Origin of the sequence: Bacteroides mediterraneensis, from assembly GCF_016900355.1 — a bacterium.
Classification (GTDB): Bacteria; Bacteroidota; Bacteroidia; order Bacteroidales; family Bacteroidaceae; genus Phocaeicola.
On record NZ_JACJKA010000001.1, the window covers coordinates 199,768 to 221,003 of the forward strand.

Sequence of the window (21,236 nt, forward strand, 5' to 3'; positions counted from 1 at the left end):
AATGAAAACATTCAGAATCTCCTGGTTCTTTACGTTACTCCTATTACTGGCAGGATGTAACCAGAAAGACGATGTTTATGAAATTTTCGCGAGTGGACAGACATGGCACTGGAGCGGCTCTTACAACACCAGTGACTGGAAAAGCGACAACAACAATTACACTCCCACGTTGACACGGGATGAACTGGCCAGAATCAATGATGACCAAGACAAATACACCATCATTTTCAAAGAAGACGGTACGGTGGAAGGAAAAGGAGGCAGTTTCACCTTTACCGGCACATGGAGTGCCAACGGAGATGACCAGAGCTTCTCCATCCAGTTGAAGCCTAACGGAAACCGCAGCGGACTGGACAAGACTTTTTATGACGAAATAAGCAGTGCAAAATTCTATCGGGGTAGTTCACGGCTCATCAAGCTGTTCAACCTCGACAAGAATCATTATATTCAATTTTATCCCAAAGGATTTAACGATTAGGCTATAGCATTATGGAACCATCAGAACATAAACAGGAAATACTGGACAAACGCTATATGCGTATGGCACTCATCTGGGCCGAGAACTCCTATTGCAAGCGGCGTCAGGTGGGGGCATTGATTGTCAAGGACAAGATGATTATCTCAGACGGATACAACGGCACACCGGCTGGATTTGAAAATGTGTGTGAAGACGAAAACGGAGTGACTCGTCCTTACGTGCTCCATGCCGAGGCCAACGCCATCACTAAGATTGCCCGTTCCAGCAACAGCAGCGAGGGAGCCACCATGTATGTCACTGCCTCCCCGTGCATCGAATGTGCCAAACTGATTATTCAGGCCGGCATCAAGCGGGTGGTCTATGCCGAAAAATACCGTCTGGAAGACGGACTGGACTTATTGAAACGAGCCCATATTGAAGTTGTATACCTTAACCCAAATGAATAAAAATTATGAAAAATAACCGAACACGCCTCATTCCGTTTCTGCTGGCCATTGCCCTGATTGCAGGCATCGCCATCGGTACATTCTATGCCAATCATTTTTCCGGCAACAAACTGGGCATCATCAATACCTCTTCCAATAAACTGAATGCCTTGCTGCGCATCATTGACGACCAGTATGTAGATACGGTCAACATCAGTGACCTAGTGGAAGAAGCCATGCCGCAGATTCTTTCCGAACTCGACCCGCACTCTTCCTATATTCCAGCCAAAGACCTGGAAGCCGTCACGGCCGACTTGAAAGGAAGTTTCAGCGGTATCGGTATTCAGTTCACCATCCAGGACGATACAATTCACGTGAACAACGTCATTCAGGGAGGTCCTTCTGAAAAAGTAGGCCTGATGGCGGGCGACCGCATCGTAGAAGTTGATGACTCTGCCTTCGTAGGAAAAATCGTGACCAACGAAGAAGCCATGAAACGGCTGAAAGGCGAAAAAGGCAGCAAGGTCAAACTCGGGGTATACCGCCCGGGCGAAAAGGAATTGCTGCACTTCACGGTAGTACGTGGCAACATTCCGGTCAAGAGCATTGATGCGGCCTACATGATTAACGAAAAAGTAGGCTATGTTAAGGTTAACAAATTCGGTGAAACCACTTATCCGGAATTATTGATAGCCCTGGCCAAACTGAACCAAAAGAACTGTGAAGGACTGATTATCGACCTTCGTGGAAACACGGGAGGCTACATGGCGGCAGCTATCCAGATGGTCAACGAGTTCCTTCCCAACAACCGACTGATTGTCTATACTCAGGGTCGCAAATCCCCGCGCGAAGACTACAGTTCCAACGGTACAGGCAGCAACCAGAAAATGCCGCTCGTGGTATTGGTGGACGAAGGCTCTGCTTCTGCCAGCGAAATTTTTGCCGGAGCCATCCAAGACAATGACCGCGGAACCATCATCGGACGCCGTTCATTCGGAAAAGGACTGGTACAGCAACCTATTGAATTCAGCGACGGCTCTGCCATCCGTCTGACCATCGCCCGTTACTATACGCCATCGGGACGTTGCATCCAGAAGCCCTACGAAAAAGGAAAAGAATCGGAATATGAACTGGATTTACTCACCCGCTACGAACACGGAGAGTTCTTCTCAGCCGACAGCATCAAACAGAACGAAACCGAAGTCTACCACACCCGCTTGGGACGTCCGGTTTACGGAGGTGGCGGTATCATGCCTGATATCTTCGTACCACAGGACACCACCGGCATGACGTCTTATTTCCGCATGGCAGCCAACCGTGGACTGATTATCCGCTATACTTTCGAATATACCGATCAGAACCGGAGCACATTACAGCAATATGACATACCGGAAAAGATGGAGGAATACTTGAAAAAGCAGAACCTGCTGAACAAATTTGCGGCATGGGCAGAAAAGAAAGGATTGAAACGCCGCAACAACCTGATGGCCAAATCACGCCGGCTGTTTGAAATGAGCCTTTACGGAAACATTATCTACAACATGCTGGGCATGGAAGCGTATGTGGAATACCTGAATGAAACCGATAAAACGGTTTTGAAAGCGGTGGAAATCTTAGAAAAGGGAGAATCTTTCCCAAAGGCTCCTGAGGTACAGGCCTCCAACGAGAAAAAGAAATAGGATCTAATGGACAAAAAAGAAATACGCAAACTAATTGCACAAGAGAAGCGGAAATACTCCGCTTCTCAAAAAACGGAATGGTCTTCCAGCTTGTTCCAGAAGCTGGAAGACCATCCTTTGTTTTTACAGGCGAAAACCATCCTGTTGTATCATTCTTTGCCCGATGAAGTACAGACTCACGCATTTATCGAGCGCTGGTATCCGCACAAACGCATCGTGTTGCCTCTGGTGAAAGGAGAAGAACTCGAACTACGGTATTACGAAGGAAAAGACTCATTGCAAACCGGCTCATTCGGCATTGAGGAACCTACCGGAAGACAGGTAGAAAATTGGGATGAAATCGAACTGAGCATCGTTCCCGGTGTCGCCTTCGACCGGACCGGCAATCGATTGGGACGCGGAAAAGGATACTATGACCGCACCCTGGCTCGCCTGCATTCTTATAATATAGGTGTGTGCTTTCACTTCCAGCTCTACCCGTACATCCCGACAGAGCCTACAGACCACTCCATGCACGAAGTGTGGACCGAGCAAGGCTGTGTGTTCAATGGAACACAATGTTCACGATGACCTGCGACCCTACCTGCGCGTTCAGATTGCGAATCAGCATCTCCCGCCCCATCATCAGCTCCTGCCGGATGACCGACGAAGACAGACTGACATAAAGTACCTGGTTCTTGATAAAAAGATTCGTGGTGTAACGGGTGATGACCGGCCCCACCACATCTTTCCAGGCATCCACCAGACGATATTCGTTCAAGGGCGTTTCCAGCCCCTGCTGGCGGAGGAACTGCCGGATCACATCGCCTATCTGTTCCGTATTATTCCGCTTCATATCCTTCCTTTCGTTCGGAAACTTCTCCGTTTTCCACCTCAAACAGTTTATAGTCTCCCTCAATCTTTTTCAGGATGCGGTCCAGGTGGTCACGGTTGGTGTCCGTAATGAAAATCTGTCCGAAATTGTCACCGGCCACCAGTTTCACTATCTGTTCCACCCGAAGAGCATCCAGCTTGTCGAAGATATCGTCCAGCAGAATCAATGGTGTGGTACCGCTGCCCGTACGTTTCAAGAACTCGAATTGGGCCAGCTTGAGCGCAATCAGATACGTTTTGTTCTGCCCCTGCGACCCTTCCCGCTTCATGGGGAACTCACCCAACTGCATAATCAGGTCGTCTTTGTGGATACCTTTCAGAGAAAATCCCATCACCCGGTCCCGCTGACGGTTTTCACGCAGCAGCGTCAGCAGGTCTCCCTCCGCCGCATGCGACTGATACGACAGTTTCACCTGCTCCCGGTTCTGGGAAATATAGGCATAATACGACTGGAAAATCGGAATAAACTCCTCGATGAACTGGCGACGCTTGCGAAATACTACTTCCCCCGTAGAAGCCATCATTTCCTCCCACACGTTCATCAGCTCCTCATCGGGTTCCAGTTCCGCCTTGAGCAATGTATTCCGTTGCAGCAGCGCCTTGTTGTAGCGAATCAACGCATCCAGATATTCCCGGTCGAACTGCGAAATCACCACGTCCATGAAACGTCTGCGCTCTTCGCTTCCCCCCGCAATGAGCAGCGTGTCGGCCGGAGAGACCATCACCAGCGGAATCAGTCCGATGTGATCCGACAAACGGGTATATTCCTTCTTGTTCCGCTTGAACTGTTTCTTCTGCCGGCGTTTCAATCCGCAATACACTTCCTCCGGATCACCTCCATCCGTTTCATAGAATCCCTGCAGCACGAAAAAGTCCTGTCCGTGCCGGATATTCTGTGAATCAATGGGATTGGTCGCACTCTTGCAGAAAGAAAGATAATACACGGCATCCATCAGGTTGGTTTTCCCCATCCCGTTCTTTCCGATAATGCAGTTCATCTTCCGCGAAAAACTCAACTCCGCCTGTTCCAGATTCTTATAATTTACAATTGAAATGCGTTTAAGCCACATAAAACTCTTGTTATTTAGGATACAAATTTAACAATAAAAGCAAGACACATTAAAAAAACTGCCCGCAAATTTCATTTATAAGCATAAATAAACTACTTTTGCTGTCCGAATAAGTGGATTTTGAAAATAATAAAAAACAAATATCAAATGACTGAACAAAAACACACTCATGACCCATTGAATGTAGACGAAGCGCTCAGCACTTCCGAAGCATTTCTTCTCAAAAACAAGAATCTACTGTTAGGCGTAGTAATCGCCCTGGTTGTCATTGTCGGAGGTTACCTCGGATACAAACATTTCATTTCTGAGCCAAAAGAACAGAAGGCATCGGAAGCCATCTTCAAAGGAGAACAGTACTTTGGAGACGACAACTTTGAAATCGCCCTGAAAGGCGACAGCCTAGGTTATGCAGGTTTCATCAAACTGGCAGACCAGTTCAGCGGTACAGATGCCGGCAACCTGGCTAACGCATACGCCGGACTTTGCTATGCACAGTTGGGCAAATACGAAGACGCTATCAAATACTTGGACAAATTCAGCGGAAACGACCTGCTGGTAGCACCAGCCGTAATGGGAGCACTGGGAAACTGCTATGCACAGGTAGGACAGCTTGACAAGGCCGTAGCTACATTGCTGAAAGCTGCCGAACATGCCAACAGCATGACTTTAAGCCCGATTTACCTGATTCAGGCCGGACAGATTCTGGAAAAGCAAGGCAAGAATGCAGAAGCCGTAGACGCTTACAAGCAGGTGAAGAACAAATACGGTAATTCTTACCAGGCTATGGATATCGACAAGTACATCGAACGTGCTTCTCTGAAATAATTTCGACGAACATACTTCTATTATTATAAAAGAGTATCATCATTCAGGCCGGACCGAAAAACTCACAAGCATCTGCGGATGTACTCCAGTTTTTCGGTCCGGTTCATTTTTTTATGTATAACCCTTAACACACAACGAATATGGCAACAGCTTATCACAATCTTTCTGATTACGATTTTAATTCCGTACCCGACGCTTCACAAATGCGTTTCGGAATTGTAGTGTCTGAATGGAATCACAATATCACAGGTGCCCTGCTCGACGGCGCGGTCCGCACACTGAAAAAACACGGAGCCAAAGACGAAAACATCCTGGTTTATCCGGTGCCAGGCAGTTTTGAACTGACTTTCGGTTCTGCACAACTTATCAAAAGTGGAAAGGTAGATGCAGTCATCGCATTAGGCTGTGTGGTTCGTGGAGATACTCCCCATTTTGACTATGTATGCGCCGGTGCCACACAAGGCATTACTGAACTGAACGCAACCACCGACACCCCAGTGATTTACGGTCTGATTACCACCAACAACATGCAACAGGCAGAAGATCGCGCGGGCGGCAAATTGGGAAATAAAGGTGACGAATGTGCAGTGACAGCGATAAAAATGATTGATTTTGTTTGCAAGTTAAAAAAATAATCGTACCTTTGCAACGCAATTGAGAAAAGCACTAAATTCTCAGTTGCGGACGGGCAAATACCAGAGTGGCCAAATGGGGCAGACTGTAAATCTGCTGGCTTACGCCTTCGGTGGTTCGAATCCATCTTTGCCCACCAAATTTGCGGAAGTAGCTCAGTTGATAGAGCATTAGCCTTCCAAGCTGAGGGTCGCGGGTTTGAGTCCCGTCTTCCGCTCTTTTTTGAAATTCTTCTATCGGGCAAATACCAGAGTGGCCAAATGGGGCAGACTGTAAATCTGCTGGCTTACGCCTTCGGTGGTTCGAATCCATCTTTGCCCACCGCAAATTTGCGGAAGTAGCTCAGTTGATAGAGCATTAGCCTTCCAAGCTGAGGGTCGCGGGTTTGAGTCCCGTCTTCCGCTCTCCGAGAGATTGTCTTTCAAAAAGACAATCTTTTTTTATATCCCTATCTCTACACTACACAAAATGGCTGAAAAGCAGCTTTCGCCCACTTTCCAGCCATTCTTATTCTTCGCGATACAAACGAAAACGTTTATTGGACACCCTTTCTGACTCTTCTCAGGATATCCTGCATCTTAAACACCACCTCCGGATATTCAACGGCCACATTCTGCTGCTCGTGGGCATCATCCACCAGTTTATACAACTGAGGCGCTGTATTGTTGCCCGATTCAATTTCCGGCACCCAAGGTACTCCCACAGGTCCGTCGCTTGGCTCAATGTATTTCCAGTCCTTCGTGCGTACCGACAAGGTGTGGTTGTACGATTGTTCCACCACCCATTCTCTGCCCTTCATGTCCTTTCCCAGCAAGGTATTCAGGTAATCGCCGCTGTCCGGTGCACTTCCCTTGGGAAGCACAGCCCCCACGAGTTGTCCCAACGACTTCATGATATCAATCTGCGAAACCAATGCGTCGGATGTGCCCGCTTTCCGGATTTCGGCAGGCCATGACACGATGAACGGAATTCGGGTTCCCCCTTCAAACGCACTGTACTTATTCCCTCTCAGCCCGCCGGTAGGTGAATGACCGTTCAAGCGTTCAGCCGCCTGATCGTCATAGCCGTCGTCGCACACCGGACCGTTGTCACTGGTCAGGATAATCAGCGTATTCTCACGCAGGTGCAGCTCTTCCAGGCAAGCCAACAACTGTCCCACGCTCCAATCGAACTGCGCAATGGCATCCCCTCTCAGGCCCATCACATTCTTTCCCCTGAACCGCTCGTGCGGGAAACGCGGCACATGCACGTCGTTCGTGGCAAAATACATGAAAAAAGGTTCCTGGCTGTGCTGACGGATAAAGCCAATGGCATGCGCTGTGATGGAATCGGCGATATTCTCGTCCTTCCACAAGGCCTTTCCCCCTCCTTTCATATATCCGATACGCCCAATCCCATTGACAATAGCCTGATTATGCTCATGGGTCGACCGCAAATTATACAGCAGCTCCGGATGTTCTTTTCCTAAAGGCTCCCCCGGAAAAGGCTTCTTGTAACTTACCTCTATCGGATGGGCCGGGTCGTAATTCGCCACCTTCCCGTTTTCGATGAACACGCAAGGCACGCGATCGGCCGTAGCCGCCATGATATACGAATAATCAAAGCCCAAGTCGCCCGGATGCGTAGGAAGCGGTGCGTTCCAGTCCTGCTCGCCGGTCTCACTTCCCAAGCCTAAATGCCACTTGCCGATGACGGAAGTCACGTACCCTGAATTTTTAAACACATCCGCCAGCGTATAACGCCCCGGATCGATAATCATGCCGGCATTTCCTGCTGCCACATCAGTACCCGGTTTCCGCCAGGCATATTCTCCTGTGAGCAGAGAATACCGCGACGGAGTACTCGTGGATGCCACCGCATAGGCATTCGTGAACTGAATACCGTGCTGAGCCAGACTGTTCACGGCCGGTGTATGGATGTTCTTGGCCCGATAGCACTCCAGATCTCCATAGCCGAGATCATCCGCACAGATAATAATCACATTGGGACGGGAAAGACCGTCACTGTCTGCCGCCTTCAGATGAGCCGGAGCCAGCAAAGGCAGACATGCACTTGCATACAAAAACTTTTCTTTCATGGTTTCCTTAAAAAAGATGCAAAGCCGTAGGAGAGAAATCTCTGAAACGACTTTGCATCCGAATCTATTCAAAATCTATTTCAAAAGCCTCAGGAGTTCTTACGGAAGGGCGGTTTCACTACCTGTGCCTTCAGCTTCCGCCCCCGGTTATCCAGGTAAATTTCCGTACCTGGTTTGGCGTATTCAATCTTGACATATCCCATGCCGATACCGATTTTCCGTGTCGGCGACATGGTACCTGAAGTCACGTGTCCAATGGTCTCGCCGGCTTCATTCAGCAAGGCATATCCATGACGAGGAATGCCACGGTCAATCATCTCAAAGCCTACCAGTTTCCGGCTCACGCCTTCTGCTTTCTGCTTTTCCAATGCGGCACGGTTCGTGAAGTTCTTACCCTCCACAAACTTCGTAATCCATCCCAGTCCGGCTTCCAGCGGAGAAGTCTCGTCGGTAATATCATTTCCATACAGGCAGAAGCCCATTTCCAGACGCAAAGTATCACGGGCCCCCAGACCAATCGGTTTGATACCGAATTCTTTTCCGGCCTCGAAGATGGCATCCCATATTTTCATGGCTACTTCCGGATAGAAGTACAATTCAAAACCTCCGGCGCCGGTGTATCCCGTATTCGAAATAATCACATTCGGCACTCCGGCAAACTCACCCACCTTGAATGTATAATAAGGAATCGACTTCAGGTCCACCGGAGTCAGTTTCTGAAGGGTGTCACACGCCTTAGGTCCTTGTATGGCCAGCTGTGCGATACGGTCGGACGAATTTTCCAGCTCTGCCCCCACCTTGTTGTGAGACACGCACCAGTTCCAGTCTTTTTCAATATTGGCCGCATTGACCACCAGCATGTATTTCTCAGGTTCATACGCATACACCAGCAAATCGTCAACAATTCCTCCCGTTTCATTGGGGAAGCAAGTGTACTGCACCTTGCCCGGAGTAAGCACCGCCGCGTTGTTGGAAGTCACTTCCTGAATGAATTCCAGGGCATGAGGCCCTTTCACCCAGAATTCTCCCATGTGCGACACATCAAATACCCCCACTGACTGGCAAACCGTCATGTGTTCATCAATGATTCCAGAGTATTCAATCGGCATGTTATAACCCGCAAATTCATGCATTTTGGCACCGAGTGCAATATGTTTCTCGGTAAATGGAGTTGTTTTCATAAGGTATATTTTAAGGTTGATGTACAAAGTTGCAGACCTGCCGAAACAAGTCTGCAACTTTCATAATGATTTAACGATATCTTTTGGCTGTCAGCTCGGCAATCTTCACGACCACCATCATAGCCTTCTCGATAGACTGGATAGGCACGAACTCATAACGTCCGTGGAAGTTCAGCCCGCCGGCAAAGATATTCGGACAAGGAAGTCCCTTGAACGAAAGCTGTGCCCCGTCTGTACCGCCGCGGATGGCTCTCACCTTCGGAGTGACGCCGGCTTCCTGCATGGCCGCAAAGGCGATGTCGATGATATGCATCAACGGCTCTACCTGCTGACGCATGTTATAATACTGGTCTTTCAGTTCCACACTCACCGTACCCTCTCCGTATTTCTGGTTCAGCTGGGCCGCATAGTCCAGCAAAGCCTGCTTGCGTGCTTCAAACTTCTCCCGGTCATGGTCACGCACAATGTAAGACAACACCGTCTTTTCCACTTCTCCTTCCATACCAATCAGGTGATAGAAGCCTTCGTATCCTTCGGTGGTACCCGGAGTCTCATTGGCAGGAAGCAAGGAAGCATATTCCGTGGCCACCAGCAAAGAATTGATCATTTTGTTCTTGGCATATCCCGGATGCACGTTGCGTCCTTTCACGACCACCTTGGCTGCTGCGGCATTGAAGTTCTCGAACTCCAGTTCCCCTACTTCACCGCCGTCCATCGTGTAGGCCCATTTCGCACCAAATTTCTCCACATCAAACTTGTGGGCTCCCAAGCCGATTTCTTCATCCGGATTAAAGCCCACGCGGATATCTCCGTGCTCGATTTCCGGATGAGCCTTCAGGTAAGCCACTGCCCCTACGATTTCTGCAATACCTGCCTTATCATCGGCGCCTAACAAGGTATGACCGTCGGTCACAATCAAATCCTCGCCTACATGGTCCAGCAGTTCCGGGAAATTCTTGGGCGACAGAATGATATGCTCCTCCGCACACAATGGGATGTCCTTTCCGTCGTATTTCTCCACGATACGCGGCTTCACATTCTCTCCGCTCATGTCGGGACTGGTATCCATGTGGGCAATAAAACCGATGACCGGCACCTCATGGTCCACGTTCGAAGGAAGCGTGGCAAACAGATACCCGTTTTCATCCAGCGAAATATCTTTCAAGCCCAGTTTTTCCAGTTCCTCCTTCAGATAACGGGCAAACACCATCTGTTTCGCCGTACTTGGCGTTACTCCGGTCGATTCGTCCGACTGTGTATCAAAAGTCACATACTTCAAAAAGCGTTCAATTACTGTCATATCAATTTTACTGTTTACGTTTTCTTGTTTGACGTAAAAGTACAAAAATACCCTGAGAATGACCAAACGACTTACCATTTTTTATTAGAACACAAGAATGATTTACTTTGAAGCTCAAAAATGCTATCACTTTTAAGTTAAAAAAGAGAGGGCAATCCATAATCTCTTAAAACAATACCAAAAAGATTCAGGCCTTTTTTTGTAATTTTGCCGCATGAAAAAATACTTACTGATCTGCATTTACTTCCTGTTTGCTATAATGGGGAATGCACAAGAGTCTTTGCAAGATACCGTGGCCGCCAAACCGCTGACCGCCAAAGAGCTCAAGAAAAAGAAGAAAGCCGAACGTAACTTTCACTATAATATATTGGGAGGGCCCAGCTATACCCCTGACTTCGGACTGTTAGTGGGCGGAAGTGCCCTGATGACATTCCGGATGAACCCGAAAGACACCACCATGCGGCGTTCGGTCATACCGGCCGCTCTGGCTTTTATGTTCAACGGGGGATTGAATCTGGTGGTCAAACCTCAACTTTTCTTCCAGAACGACCGTTTCCGTATCTTCGGACAGTTCTCGTTTAAAAACACCCGTGAAAATTTCTATGGCGTGGGCTACAGCACCAACAAGAATTATGTACGAAGCGACTCTACCAGCCAGTACCGCTACAGCGGCATCCAGATTAATCCTTGGTTCCTGTTCCGGCTGGGCGAAAGCAACTTCTTTGCCGGCCCGCAGATTGACATCACCTACGACCACATCATGGATCCTGCCAAATACCTGGTGGAACAACCCGACTACAAACGGGCAGGAGGTACTGCCGATGGCTACAAAGACTTTAGTTCGGGTATCGGCTTCCTGCTGACCTATGATACGCGTGATGTACCGGCCAACCCGTACAAAGGACTGTATTTCGACCTGCGGGGACTGATGTACGAAAAGTTCCTGGGAAGCAATACCAGCTTCTACCGTCTGGAACTGGACTACCGGCAATACAAGCTGGTGGGAAAGCGGAAAGTGCTGGCCTGGACCGTGCAGAGCAAACATTCCTTCGGACACAACCTGCCCCTGAACAAATACGTATTGAGCGGCACACCCTTCGACCTGCGAGGCTACTACATGGGACAATACCGTGACAAGTCGTCGCACGTGGCACTGGCTGAATACCGCCAAATGTTCAACACCGACCAAAGCAACTGGATCAAGAAGGTCATCAACCGATTGGGCTTCGTAGCCTGGGGCGGATGTGGCTTCATGGGCCCGACACCCGGAAAGATTGAAGGGGTACTTCCGAATGCCGGACTGGGCCTCCGCATCGAGGTACAGCCACGTATGAACGTACGTCTGGATTTAGGACGTGACTTCACCAACCGTCAGAACCTGTTTTATTTCAACATGACCGAGGCGTTCTGAAAAACGCCCCGGCAAATTCTCCCTTGTATATCAGCACTTTTTCTGTCCCTCACTATGGAATATAAAAACCACACTGTAAAATACATATTCCGCAGTGTGGGATACCTATTTCACAGTGTGGTACAGAGAATTCTCCGATACATTTTCCGGTATATACCGGGGAGTTCCCAATTTATCTTGCTCGCAGCCTCCGAAACGGTTTGTCAGAAGCAGCTGGAGCCGTCAAAACAGTGGGTGCAGACCTTGCACTTCGGCAGCCCGATGGCTTCAATCAAGATTTCCAGGGTATTGAATTTCAGTGAAGTCAGTCCGAAACGGGCCCGGATACGCTCTACCAGTTCCTTGTATTCCGGCGAATCGGTGGTAGCATACTTGTCAAGCTTGGCATTTTCGTCTCCTTCAATTTCCTTGATGATGCGGCGGGTAATCAGTTCCATGTCACTCTTGGAAGAAGTGAAACCGATGAAGGGACAACCGTAAATCAACGGCGGACAAGCAATGCGCATGTGTACCTCCTTGGCTCCGTAATCGTAGAGTACGTTCACGTTGTCACGCAGCTGGGTGCCACGCACGATAGAGTCATCGCAGAACAGCAAGCGCTTTCCCTGAAGCATGGCCCGGTTGGGAATCAGCTTCATCTTGGCCACCAGCGAACGCATGCTCTGGTTGCTCGGCGTGAAACTACGAGGCCAGGTAGGAGTATATTTGGCAATGGCCCGGTGATAAGGCACTCCTTTTCCTTCCGCATACCCCAATGCCATTCCTACACCCGAGTCAGGAATGCCACACACGCAATCCACTTCGGAATCGTCGTGCTGTCCCATCTTATAGCCACTCATGAAACGCACTTCTTCCACATTTTTCCCTTCATAGCAGGAAACCGGGAAACCGTAGTACACCCAAAGGAACGAACATATCTGCATCTTCTCGTTCGGCTGGCGGAGTTGCTCAATTCCGTCGGCACGCATGCGCAGAATCTCGCCCGGCCCCACATAGCGGTCAATCTCAAAATCCAGGTTCGGCAAACTGCTCGACTCACTGGTAGCCGCATATGCCCCGTTCTTCCGGCCAATGACAATCGGCGTACGGCCCCATTTGTCACGAGCCACGATAATCCCGTCTTCCGTCAGAATCAACATGGAACACGAACCTTTGATTTTTTGGAACACATTCTCAATGCCCTCCACGAAATCTTTTCCCTGCACAATGAGCAGGGCCACCAATTCTGTAGGGTTGGTCTTTCCCATACTCATTTCAGAGAAATGCATATTGCAGTCCAGCAGTTCCTTCACCAGCTGGTCGATATTGTTGATTTTTGCGACCGTGACAATGGCAAAACGCCCCAAATGAGAATTGATCATGATAGGCTGAGGATCTGTATCACTGATGATCCCTATCCCCGACTTGCCTTTGAACTTAGGAAGTTCATCCTCAAACTTTGTCCGAAAATAAGTACTTTCCAGGTTATGAATTGAACGTATGAAACCTTCGCCCTCAGCGTATGTCGCCATACCGGCGCGTTTCGTACCTAAATGTGAGTTGTAATCCGTACCGTAAAATAAATCGGTTACGCATTCAGCCTTAGAGACTGTTCCGAAAAAACCTCCCATGCTTGTAAGTTTTGATAGTTATTAGATTTATTGTTATTTCCGGATACAAAAATAGGCAAAAAAAATTTTTTTTCACGGGCTGTGAACATTTTTCATCTTCCGATTGTTTTCATAGAAAAAATAACTCCTTTATTGAATCTCCCTTCTTCCAAAGGGAAAAGAAGCCATATATTACCTACAAAAGGCTTACTAAACTAACTTTATGTACAAAAAAGCCACCGAAACAACACCGGTGGCTTTTCTTTTTCCCTTCACTACAGACATAAAAAAAAGTTGGACAAAACTGTCCAACTTTCCTGAGCCTCTTGTCGGATTCGAACCAACGACCCCGAGATTACAAATCACGTGCTCTGGCCAACTGAGCTAAAGAGGCAATCACCAAATATGTCCTTTTTTCGAGCCTCTTGTCGGATTCGAACCAACGACCCCGAGATTACAAATCACGTGCTCTGGCCAACTGAGCTAAAGAGGCGGGTGGGTAAGCTTACCATATCGCGCCGCTACAACCAACTACCTTTGCTGCGATCAAGCCCTGGAGGATTCGAAGGGAGCTGGCCGTATGGGACTTACCCGTATTCAACATGTCATCGAGCATCACGCGGAAGGCGTATTTCTCGATTGCGGGTGCAAAGGTAGGCAAATTTTCTGAATATACAATACCTGCGCAAAAAAAATTGGCCAAAATGGGAAAGATTCATGATTTTTCAATCTTTTCTATACCACAGCTCACCGAAAAAGACTACTTTTGTAACCACTAACAAACTTGACGATATGACAGCAGAAAGACCAACTACCCTACAGGAATACGCCATGCGGTTCGGAACTTATATGGGATTGTTCTGGATTTTCAAATTCATTTTCCTTCCCATCGGATTTACCATTCCGCTGCTCCAGCTGCTTTTCATCCTGATGACGATTTTCGTTCCTGTACTGGGCTTCATCTATGCCCGCCGTTACCGTAACCAGTACCGTGAAGGTTACCTGTCCTTCACTCAGGCTTTCGGTTTCTGCTTTCTGATGTATCTCTTCGCCTCTATCCTGACCGCACTGGCTCACTATGTATATTTCCGCTTCATCGATCAGGGATACCTGCTGAACACGTATCTGGACCAGCTGGACAATATAAAGGACAGTGTGAGCGGCGACATGAAGGTTTCCGTGGAACAACTCATCAGCAGCTTCGAGGTGATTTCGTCACTCACCCCCTTGCAAATGACATTCCAGCTGCTCTCACAGAATTTCTTCTACGGAATCCTGCTGTCTATCCCGACAGCGTTGCTGGTCATGAGAAAAAAGAATTAATCGCTTAGAAATAAATATATGGATATATCTGTAGTCGTACCTCTCTATAATGAAGAGGAATCCTTACCTGAATTGTATGCCTGGATTGAGCGCGTGATGTACGCCCACCACTTTACCTACGAAGTCATTTTCGTGAACGATGGCAGCACGGACCACTCCTGGCAGGTCATCGAAGAACTCAGCCGGAAATCGAAAGAAGTGAAAGGCATCAAGTTCCGCCGGAATTATGGTAAATCACCAGCCCTGTACTGTGGATTCGAAAAGGCTGAAGGCGACGTGGTCATCACCATGGATGCGGACTTACAGGACAGCCCGGACGAAATTCCGGAACTGTACCGCATGATTACAGAAGAAGGATACGACCTGGTTTCAGGCTGGAAACAGAAACGCTACGACCCGCTGTCGAAGACCATTCCAACCAAACTGTTCAACGCCACGGCACGTGCCGTATCGGGCATTCACAACCTGCACGATTTCAACTGCGGACTGAAGGCTTACCGCAAGGACGTGGTGAAGAATATCGAAGTGTATGGCGAAATGCACCGGTATATCCCCTATTTGGCTAAAAATGCCGGATTCACCCGCATCGGCGAAAAGGTGGTACACCATCAGGCCCGCAAATACGGAAAGACCAAGTTTGGCTTGAACCGCTTCGTGAACGGCTATCTGGACTTGCTGTCGCTCTGGTTCCTCTCTACTTTTGGCGTGAAACCGATGCACATCTTCGGTTTTTTAGGTTCCATCATGTTCCTGTTAGGATTCATCGCCGTCATCGTGGTGGGAGCCAACAAGCTGTACGACATGTATTGTGGTAATCCTTACCGCCTGGTGACCGAAAGTCCCTATTTCTACCTGGCACTGACTACCATGATTTTAGGTACCCAGCTTTTCCTGGCCGGATTCATCGGTGAACTGATTGCGCGTAATTCGCCGGAAAGAAACAAATACCAAATTGAGAAAGAACTTTGACGATGAAGAAACTACCGATTGTATGCAGCCTGCTCCTGTTGGCAGCCTTCTCCTTCTTCCCGGCCTGCGAGGTGGAGAACTGTCCGCCCAACGCCTTGGCGTATGCGCAGTTCAATTTCGTAGACCAATATGGAAGATCGGTGGAATACACTGACACGCTGACCGTAATCGGGCAGCTACAGACGGCCGATACCCTTATCTATGACACGCTGATTAACAAATCGACAAAAACGAGTACCCTCAGCCTGCCACTCAGCTACGGAGATCAGACCCGCTTCATCTTCCAATACGGTAACCGGCAGCGGGACATCATTACGGTCAATCACCGCAACATTCCTTATTTCATCAACTTGGACTGCGGCACCATGATGTTCTACGAGATAACCAGTGCGGAAACGACTACCCGCATGCTCGATTCACTCGTCATCACCAATCCGAACATAGACAATTATGAGAAAGAGAATTTCAAGATATATTTCACGGTTACTGCTGCTAATGAGTAGCCTCCTTCTCTGTGGCTCCCTGTGGGCACAGCGGCCGGGAGCCCACAAGGCACAGCCGGTACAGATACAGAAGGAAGAAGCGAAAAAAACAGAACCGACGGAAAACATACCTCTTTATCAGGGAATGAGCATCGGAGTGGAAATTGCCGGAATCGGAAGCTACCTGTTAGGAAGTGACATTCTGAACAGTGAGGTAGCTCTACAGGCCAACCTGAAAAACCGCTTCCTCCCTGTGGTGGAAGTGGGATACGGAAAAGCAGATGCCATCAACGACGCCAACAACCTGCACTACAAAACCTCTGCCCCCTATTTCCGAATAGGAATGGATTACAACGTGTTTTACAAGAAAACACACTTGCCGGGCTATCTGTACGTGGGACTACGCTATGGCATGACCTCGTTCAGCTACGATGTGGACGGCCCATCCATGACTGACCCGAACTATGGAGGAGAAATCTCCTACCCCTTCTCTTATTCCGGCTTGAAGAGCAATGCCAGCTGGCTGGAAGGCGTACTCGGACTCAAGGTGAAAATCTACAAAGGTTTTTGCATGGGTTGGAGCGTGAGATACAAAATGAGGATGAGCATCAAGAATCATGAAAATTCCGTTCCATGGTACGTGCCCGGATTCGGAAAGAATGCCAGCAGCAGTTTCAACCTGACGTATAATCTCATTTACAACTTGCCCTTCTGATTTACATGAACTTACTTGAAACAATTTTGTTGTCGGTCAGTCTGGCCATTGACTGCTTTACGGTATCCGTCACCAGCGGCATCATCCTGCATCGCATCCGCTGGGGTACTTTTCTGAGAATGGCCTTTTTCTTCGGACTTTTCCAGGCTTTGATGCCTTTCATCGGATGGCTGGGTGCCAGCCGCTTCCAGCACCTCATCGAGGACTACGACCATTGGATTGCATTCGGTCTGCTGGCCTTTTTAGGTATCCGGATGATACGGGCACAGTTCAAGGAAGAAGAAACAGCCTCGTTCAACCCCACCAGCCTGAAGGTGACACTGGCCTTGGCGGTAGCTACCAGCATCGACGCCCTGGCCATCGGTATTTCCTTCGCCTTTGCGGGACTCAAACAGATAGAGGATCTGACCCTGCCGCTAACCAGCATCGGACTGGCTTCTTTCATTCTTTCACTGGTGGGAAGCCTCATCGGAGTGTTCTTCGGCAAACGCTTCCACCTGCGGGTAGAACTTTTCGGAGGACTGGTACTGATTGGTATCGGCGTGAAGATTTTAATAGAACATTTATTCCTACAATAACTCATGAGCAAAAACAATTTGAAATGGCAGCTGCCGTTCCTCGTCATCCTTATCGTCGGAACGGTGCTGATTCTGAGAAAGCAAGCGCCTTACCAGACCGACGAAGGCCTGGTGTTCGGCACCGTGTATAAAATCACTTACCAGTCGTCGGAAAACCTGAAAAACGAGATTGAAAAAGAACTGCAGAAGGTGGACAACTCCCTGTCACCGTTCAACAAACAGTCGGTCATCACGCGTATCAACCAGAATACCGACTTGCATACCGACAGTATGTTCGTCTATGTGTTTAATCTGGCAAAAGAAGTCTCTCATGACACTGGAAAGGCGTACGACGTGACCGTGGCTCCGTTAGTCAATGCCTGGGGCTTCGGATTCAAACACTCCCAATTCCCGGATTCCCTGACCGTCGACAGCTTGCGTCAGTTTGTGGGTATCGACAAAATCCACCTCAACGCAGACGGCGAAGTAGTCAAATCCGACCCGCGCATGATGCTCGACTTCAGCTCCATAGCCAAAGGATTCGGCGTGGATTGTGTGGCCCGTCTGTTCGACCGGAAAGGCATCAAGAACTACATGATTGACATTGGCGGCGAACTGGTCATGAAAGGACAGAATGCCAAGATGGAGACCTGGCGCATCGGAGTCAACAAACCGATTGACGACTCTTTATCGGTCAACCAGGAACTGCAAACCATACTGGAAATTACCGATGCCGGTATGGCCACTTCGGGCAATTACCGCAACTTCTATTATAAAGATGGAAAGAAATATGCGCACACCATCGACCCGCGGACAGGCTATCCAGTGCAGCACAACATTCTTTCTTCTACCGTCATTGCCAAGAACTGTGCCACTGCCGATGCCTACGCCACCGCCTTTATGGTATTGGGATTGGATTCAGCCAAAGCAGTCTGTGATTCTCATCCGGAACTGGATGCCTATTTCATCTATACGGACAAGAACGGAAAACTGCAAACCTATTCCACAGCAGGCATGAAGAAATACATGCGGAACTAAAAAAGTCCTTGTACAGGGTAAGACCTAAAAATGCCGGAACATACCTCCTCGTATGCTCCGGCATTTTCTATTTTATCAGAATACTCTCTTCGGGCAAAAGCATCTGTCTATTTTCTTTTCTCAGTACTCCTTAGGAAGTACTGCAGTACTGCCGTGGAAGTACCAGAGTACTGATAGGAAAGTACTGGAGTACTGCCGTGGAAGTACTGAAACGGCCTTCCAGTCGTTCCATAAAAGCCATGAGATTATCCTAACACATTTCCTAAGTAAAGGAAGAACATACCAATCAACACCAGAATCAAATCGACTACCTTGCTCTTCAGGTTCTTCTCACGGAAGATCATGGCTCCAAACAGGAAGGACACAATCACACTTCCCCGTCGTACCATGGACACGATGGAAATCATGGCTCCATCCATTCCCAAGGCATAGAAGTACACAAAATCTGCAGCCGACAGGAACACGGAAATCAGGATGATGCACCAGTCCCAGTGGAAAGGTGTACTGCTTTTCCGTTTGGGCCACCACAAAAACATCAGCACTCCGCCCATGAGAAAAAGCTGATAGACATTGTACCATGCCTGTACCACCATGTTGCTGAACCGCCCCATCAGATACTTGTCGTACAATCCGCTCACGGCTCCCAACACTGCTGCCAGCACCACGAACCAAATCCACTTGTCATGCTTGAAGTCAATGCCTTCCTTCTTTCCCGAACGGCTCAACATAAAGAACGAGATGATCGCCATCAGTACGCCAATCCACTGATACACATTCAGGCGCTCGCCAAATATCAGCAAGGCCCCCACCAGGGTCATGACCGGACGGGTGGCATTGATCGGTCCTACAATAGTCAAGGGCAAATGTTTCATACCGAAATACCCGAACGTCCACGAAGAAAGGACGATACATGATTTCAGCAGGATGAATTTATGCACTTCCCAACCTGCATCCGGTACATAGAAAAGCGTATCTTTCAAGGTTTCCGGGTGAAAGTGCGAAATTAAAATAAACGGCAAGAAAATCAGACTGGAAAAAAGCGTATTCAGTCCCAGCACCGGGAGCACCGCATTGTTCGACAATGATTTTTTCTTGAAGACATCATAAAATCCCAGCAACGCCGCTGAGCAAAAAGCCAGTAATAACCACATGTTTTCTTTACATTAATTCGAATTACAGCCTGCAAAATTAGACAATAAAGCCGTGACTGACAAGTTTCTCCGTCAGAACCTTCCACTCTTTCTTTCCCCGCAAGTACTGCAAGCGGCTTCATCCATCCTTTTTCTGCTGCTCCGGCCGTCGCTCTGGGAATGAGATTCGAAATCGCGTCAGTCCATCCGGATAAGTCCGTAACGAAAAAGTACACTCCTGCCGGATCAACACTTCGCGAATGAAAATCAGCCCGATTCCCTGTCCGTGAGGCTTGGTCGAAAAGAAGGGGCTGAACAGTTTTGTCTCCACTTCCTTGGAGATACCTTTTCCGGTATCGGCTATTTCCAGCCTCACCGGCGAGGCGGAGGTACGAATATAGATATCTCCCTCCTGCCCGATACTTTCGGCCGCATTTTTAATAATGTTCACCATCACCTGCTCGAATAACACCGTATCCATCCAGACCTTCGGATTTTCAGGACACAACTCATTGTGCAACCCAATCTTCCGCTCCCGGCAGACTGTCTCCATAAACCGCTGGCAAGACAGTACCCGGTCGTTCAGCCGTACCTGCTCCAGACGAGGTTCCGGAATTTTCACCACATTGGCAAAATTGGTGATAAACTGACTCATGCCTAAACAACGCTCCACACAAACCTTCATCACTTCCCGCAAATCTTCCGTATCCTCTTCCAAGGTTTCCAATGCCTCTCCCACTGTTTCCAACGTGGAAGTAATGCCCGCCGTGGTATTATTCACTTCGTGGGCAATCATCCGAATCACTTTTTCATAAGCCTTCTTCTCCGCCTTCACCACCTCGGTCGTCAAACTTTCTATCAAGATAAACGGGTGAGCAAATCCCTGATCGACAAATGACAGTCGGGAACAACGATAGATTTTGGCATCACTCAGACGAATAGTATCGGTGGTATCTTTCGGCAAGCGTGCCACTTCTTCGGCCAGCGGGGTATTCAGTTCCTGCAACTGCTTTCCCATCAGTTCTTCGGCCGAGGCATAGCCCAAGAACTTCAAAGCTGCCGCATTCAACATCGAAATCTGTCCGTCGAACGTCAGAATCACCACTCCCATAGGAGACACGTTAATCAGCAAATCCAGAAAATGATTCTGTTCCCGCAAGCGCAGCCGCTCATTCTTCAACTGCCCCATCATCCGGTTGAACATCTCCACAATACGGTCGGCTTCTGCCTGCCCCACCGGAGCAAGACGACTGCTGAAATCCTGTTCACGCAACAAATCCATCCCACTGGCAATGCTGTGGAGCGGCTTTACCACCTTCCGATAAAAATAAAACAAGACAATCAGACAGAAAGAAATCACGCCCTCTCCCACATACAAAAGCGGACTCTTTGCGCTCAAGGTAAACGACAGCAAGATGCCCCACGCCAAGACCAGCAGCCCGCCTAATAGAAAAAACAAAGTACGCAGTCTCATAAGCCCT

The 21,236-nt window shown here is 48.6% G+C and carries 21 protein-coding genes and 6 tRNA genes; 17 read left to right on the top strand and 10 right to left on the bottom strand.

Features of this window, described 5'->3' with window-relative positions; translation table 11 throughout:
- Window position 1: 1 nt before the first annotated feature.
- Genes H6A28_RS00795 through H6A28_RS00810 form a run of 4 tightly spaced genes read left to right on the top strand, consistent with a single transcriptional unit; the run spans window position 2 to window position 3,152 of the window.
- Complete coding sequence (locus H6A28_RS00795) at window positions 2-478, top strand: DUF4847 family protein (protein ID WP_204475104.1); 477 nt, start codon at window positions 2-4, stop codon at window positions 476-478.
- A gap of 11 nt (window positions 479-489) precedes the next feature.
- Complete coding sequence (locus H6A28_RS00800) at window positions 490-924, top strand: dCMP deaminase family protein (RefSeq protein WP_022354294.1); 435 nt, start codon at window positions 490-492, stop codon at window positions 922-924.
- 5 nt (window positions 925-929) lie between these two features.
- Window positions 930-2,582 carry a S41 family peptidase gene (locus H6A28_RS00805; protein WP_239465210.1) on the top strand — a complete coding sequence of 551 codons (1,653 nt, stop codon included), beginning with the start codon at window positions 930-932 and terminating at the stop codon, window positions 2,580-2,582.
- 6 nt (window positions 2,583-2,588) lie between these two features.
- The gene (locus H6A28_RS00810) at window positions 2,589-3,152 is read left to right on the top strand and encodes a 5-formyltetrahydrofolate cyclo-ligase (protein WP_204475103.1); all 564 of its coding nucleotides are present in this window, start codon (window positions 2,589-2,591) and stop codon (window positions 3,150-3,152) included.
- Here the strand turns inward: H6A28_RS00810 and H6A28_RS00815 are convergent.
- Both H6A28_RS00815 and recF read right to left on the bottom strand, forming a co-directional pair.
- Window positions 3,127-3,417 carry a DciA family protein gene (locus tag H6A28_RS00815; RefSeq protein ID WP_204475101.1) on the bottom strand — a complete coding sequence of 97 codons (291 nt, stop codon included), beginning with the start codon at window positions 3,415-3,417 and terminating at the stop codon, window positions 3,127-3,129. The genes H6A28_RS00810 and H6A28_RS00815 overlap by 26 nt on opposite strands.
- On the bottom strand, window positions 3,404-4,525 hold the full coding sequence (gene recF / locus H6A28_RS00820; protein WP_204475099.1) for a DNA replication/repair protein RecF: 1,122 nt from the start codon (window positions 4,523-4,525) through the stop codon (window positions 3,404-3,406). Before recF ends, H6A28_RS00815 begins: the two co-directional genes overlap by 14 nt.
- 147 nt (window positions 4,526-4,672) lie before the next feature.
- On the opposite strand from recF, the gene H6A28_RS00825 reads away from it, so the two are divergent.
- The 6 genes from H6A28_RS00825 to H6A28_RS00850 all read left to right on the top strand — a co-directional run bounded on the left by H6A28_RS00825 (window position 4,673) and on the right by H6A28_RS00850 (window position 6,387).
- Complete coding sequence (locus tag H6A28_RS00825) at window positions 4,673-5,350, top strand: tetratricopeptide repeat protein (RefSeq protein WP_204475097.1); 678 nt, start codon at window positions 4,673-4,675, stop codon at window positions 5,348-5,350.
- Window positions 5,351-5,490: 140 nt separating this feature from the next.
- Complete coding sequence (gene ribH / locus H6A28_RS00830; protein WP_204475095.1) at window positions 5,491-5,985, top strand: 6,7-dimethyl-8-ribityllumazine synthase; 495 nt, start codon at window positions 5,491-5,493, stop codon at window positions 5,983-5,985.
- Window positions 5,986-6,036: 51 nt separating this feature from the next.
- Window positions 6,037-6,122, top strand: a tRNA-Tyr gene (locus tag H6A28_RS00835).
- A gap of 5 nt (window positions 6,123-6,127) precedes the next feature.
- Window positions 6,128-6,200: transfer RNA gene (locus H6A28_RS00840), tRNA-Gly, on the top strand.
- A 21-nt stretch (window positions 6,201-6,221) separates the two neighbouring features.
- Window positions 6,222-6,304, top strand: a tRNA-Tyr gene (locus H6A28_RS00845).
- A 10-nt stretch (window positions 6,305-6,314) separates the two neighbouring features.
- A tRNA-Gly gene (locus tag H6A28_RS00850) sits at window positions 6,315-6,387 on the top strand.
- A gap of 131 nt (window positions 6,388-6,518) precedes the next feature.
- Here H6A28_RS00850 and H6A28_RS00855 read toward each other — a convergent pair.
- The 3 genes from H6A28_RS00855 to pepT form a co-directional block, all read right to left on the bottom strand.
- On the bottom strand, window positions 6,519-8,060 hold the full coding sequence (locus tag H6A28_RS00855) for a sulfatase family protein (RefSeq protein WP_204478577.1): 1,542 nt from the start codon (window positions 8,058-8,060) through the stop codon (window positions 6,519-6,521).
- Between the two features lie 89 nt (window positions 8,061-8,149).
- On the bottom strand, window positions 8,150-9,241 hold the full coding sequence (gene gcvT, locus H6A28_RS00860) for a glycine cleavage system aminomethyltransferase GcvT (RefSeq protein ID WP_204478578.1): 1,092 nt from the start codon (window positions 9,239-9,241) through the stop codon (window positions 8,150-8,152).
- A gap of 70 nt (window positions 9,242-9,311) precedes the next feature.
- Window positions 9,312-10,541: a peptidase T gene (pepT, locus tag H6A28_RS00865; RefSeq protein WP_204478579.1), complete on the bottom strand. Its 1,230-nt coding sequence runs from the start codon at window positions 10,539-10,541 to the stop codon at window positions 9,312-9,314.
- A 214-nt stretch (window positions 10,542-10,755) separates the two neighbouring features.
- Between pepT and H6A28_RS00870 the strand changes: the two genes are divergently transcribed.
- Complete coding sequence (locus H6A28_RS00870) at window positions 10,756-11,952, top strand: BamA/TamA family outer membrane protein (protein ID WP_204478580.1); 1,197 nt, start codon at window positions 10,756-10,758, stop codon at window positions 11,950-11,952.
- Between the two features lie 203 nt (window positions 11,953-12,155).
- Here H6A28_RS00870 and H6A28_RS00875 read toward each other — a convergent pair whose 3' ends face one another.
- The 3 genes from H6A28_RS00875 to H6A28_RS00885 all read right to left on the bottom strand — a co-directional run bounded on the left by H6A28_RS00875 (window position 12,156) and on the right by H6A28_RS00885 (window position 14,034).
- Complete coding sequence (locus H6A28_RS00875) at window positions 12,156-13,562, bottom strand: amidophosphoribosyltransferase (protein WP_204478581.1); 1,407 nt, start codon at window positions 13,560-13,562, stop codon at window positions 12,156-12,158.
- A gap of 299 nt (window positions 13,563-13,861) precedes the next feature.
- Window positions 13,862-13,935 (bottom strand) — tRNA-Thr (locus tag H6A28_RS00880).
- A gap of 25 nt (window positions 13,936-13,960) precedes the next feature.
- Window positions 13,961-14,034: transfer RNA gene (locus H6A28_RS00885), tRNA-Thr, on the bottom strand.
- 299 nt (window positions 14,035-14,333) lie between these two features.
- On the opposite strand from H6A28_RS00885, the gene H6A28_RS00890 reads away from it, so the two are divergent.
- From H6A28_RS00890 to H6A28_RS00915, 6 genes are read left to right on the top strand one after another with little or no spacing between them, the layout of a single operon-like run.
- Window positions 14,334-14,864, top strand: a complete 531-nt coding sequence (locus H6A28_RS00890) for a DUF4199 domain-containing protein (protein WP_204477480.1) — start codon at window positions 14,334-14,336, stop codon at window positions 14,862-14,864.
- Between the two features lie 18 nt (window positions 14,865-14,882).
- On the top strand, window positions 14,883-15,833 hold the full coding sequence (locus H6A28_RS00895) for a glycosyltransferase family 2 protein (protein ID WP_204477478.1): 951 nt from the start codon (window positions 14,883-14,885) through the stop codon (window positions 15,831-15,833).
- A gap of 2 nt (window positions 15,834-15,835) precedes the next feature.
- Window positions 15,836-16,336 (top strand): DUF6452 family protein, encoded by a 501-nt coding sequence (locus H6A28_RS00900; protein WP_204477476.1) that lies wholly within the window; start codon window positions 15,836-15,838, stop codon window positions 16,334-16,336.
- Complete coding sequence (locus H6A28_RS00905; protein WP_430622451.1) at window positions 16,329-17,030, top strand: DUF6048 family protein; 702 nt, start codon at window positions 16,329-16,331, stop codon at window positions 17,028-17,030. The genes H6A28_RS00900 and H6A28_RS00905 overlap by 8 nt, the downstream gene beginning before the upstream one ends.
- 5 nt (window positions 17,031-17,035) lie before the next feature.
- A complete protein-coding gene (locus tag H6A28_RS00910) occupies window positions 17,036-17,608 on the top strand; it encodes a manganese efflux pump MntP (protein ID WP_204477473.1) in 573 nt (190 codons plus the stop codon).
- Between the two features lie 3 nt (window positions 17,609-17,611).
- Window positions 17,612-18,625 (top strand): FAD:protein FMN transferase, encoded by a 1,014-nt coding sequence (locus H6A28_RS00915; protein WP_204477471.1) that lies wholly within the window; start codon window positions 17,612-17,614, stop codon window positions 18,623-18,625.
- Between the two features lie 245 nt (window positions 18,626-18,870).
- Here the strand turns inward: H6A28_RS00915 and H6A28_RS00920 are convergent, their stop codons facing one another.
- Entirely contained in the window at window positions 18,871-19,776 is a 906-nt protein-coding gene (locus H6A28_RS00920; protein WP_204474827.1) for a DMT family transporter, read from the bottom strand.
- Window positions 19,777-19,894: 118 nt separating this feature from the next.
- A complete protein-coding gene (locus H6A28_RS00925; protein WP_204474825.1) occupies window positions 19,895-21,229 on the bottom strand; it encodes a sensor histidine kinase in 1,335 nt (444 codons plus the stop codon).
- Between the last annotated feature and the right edge of the window lie 7 nt (window positions 21,230-21,236).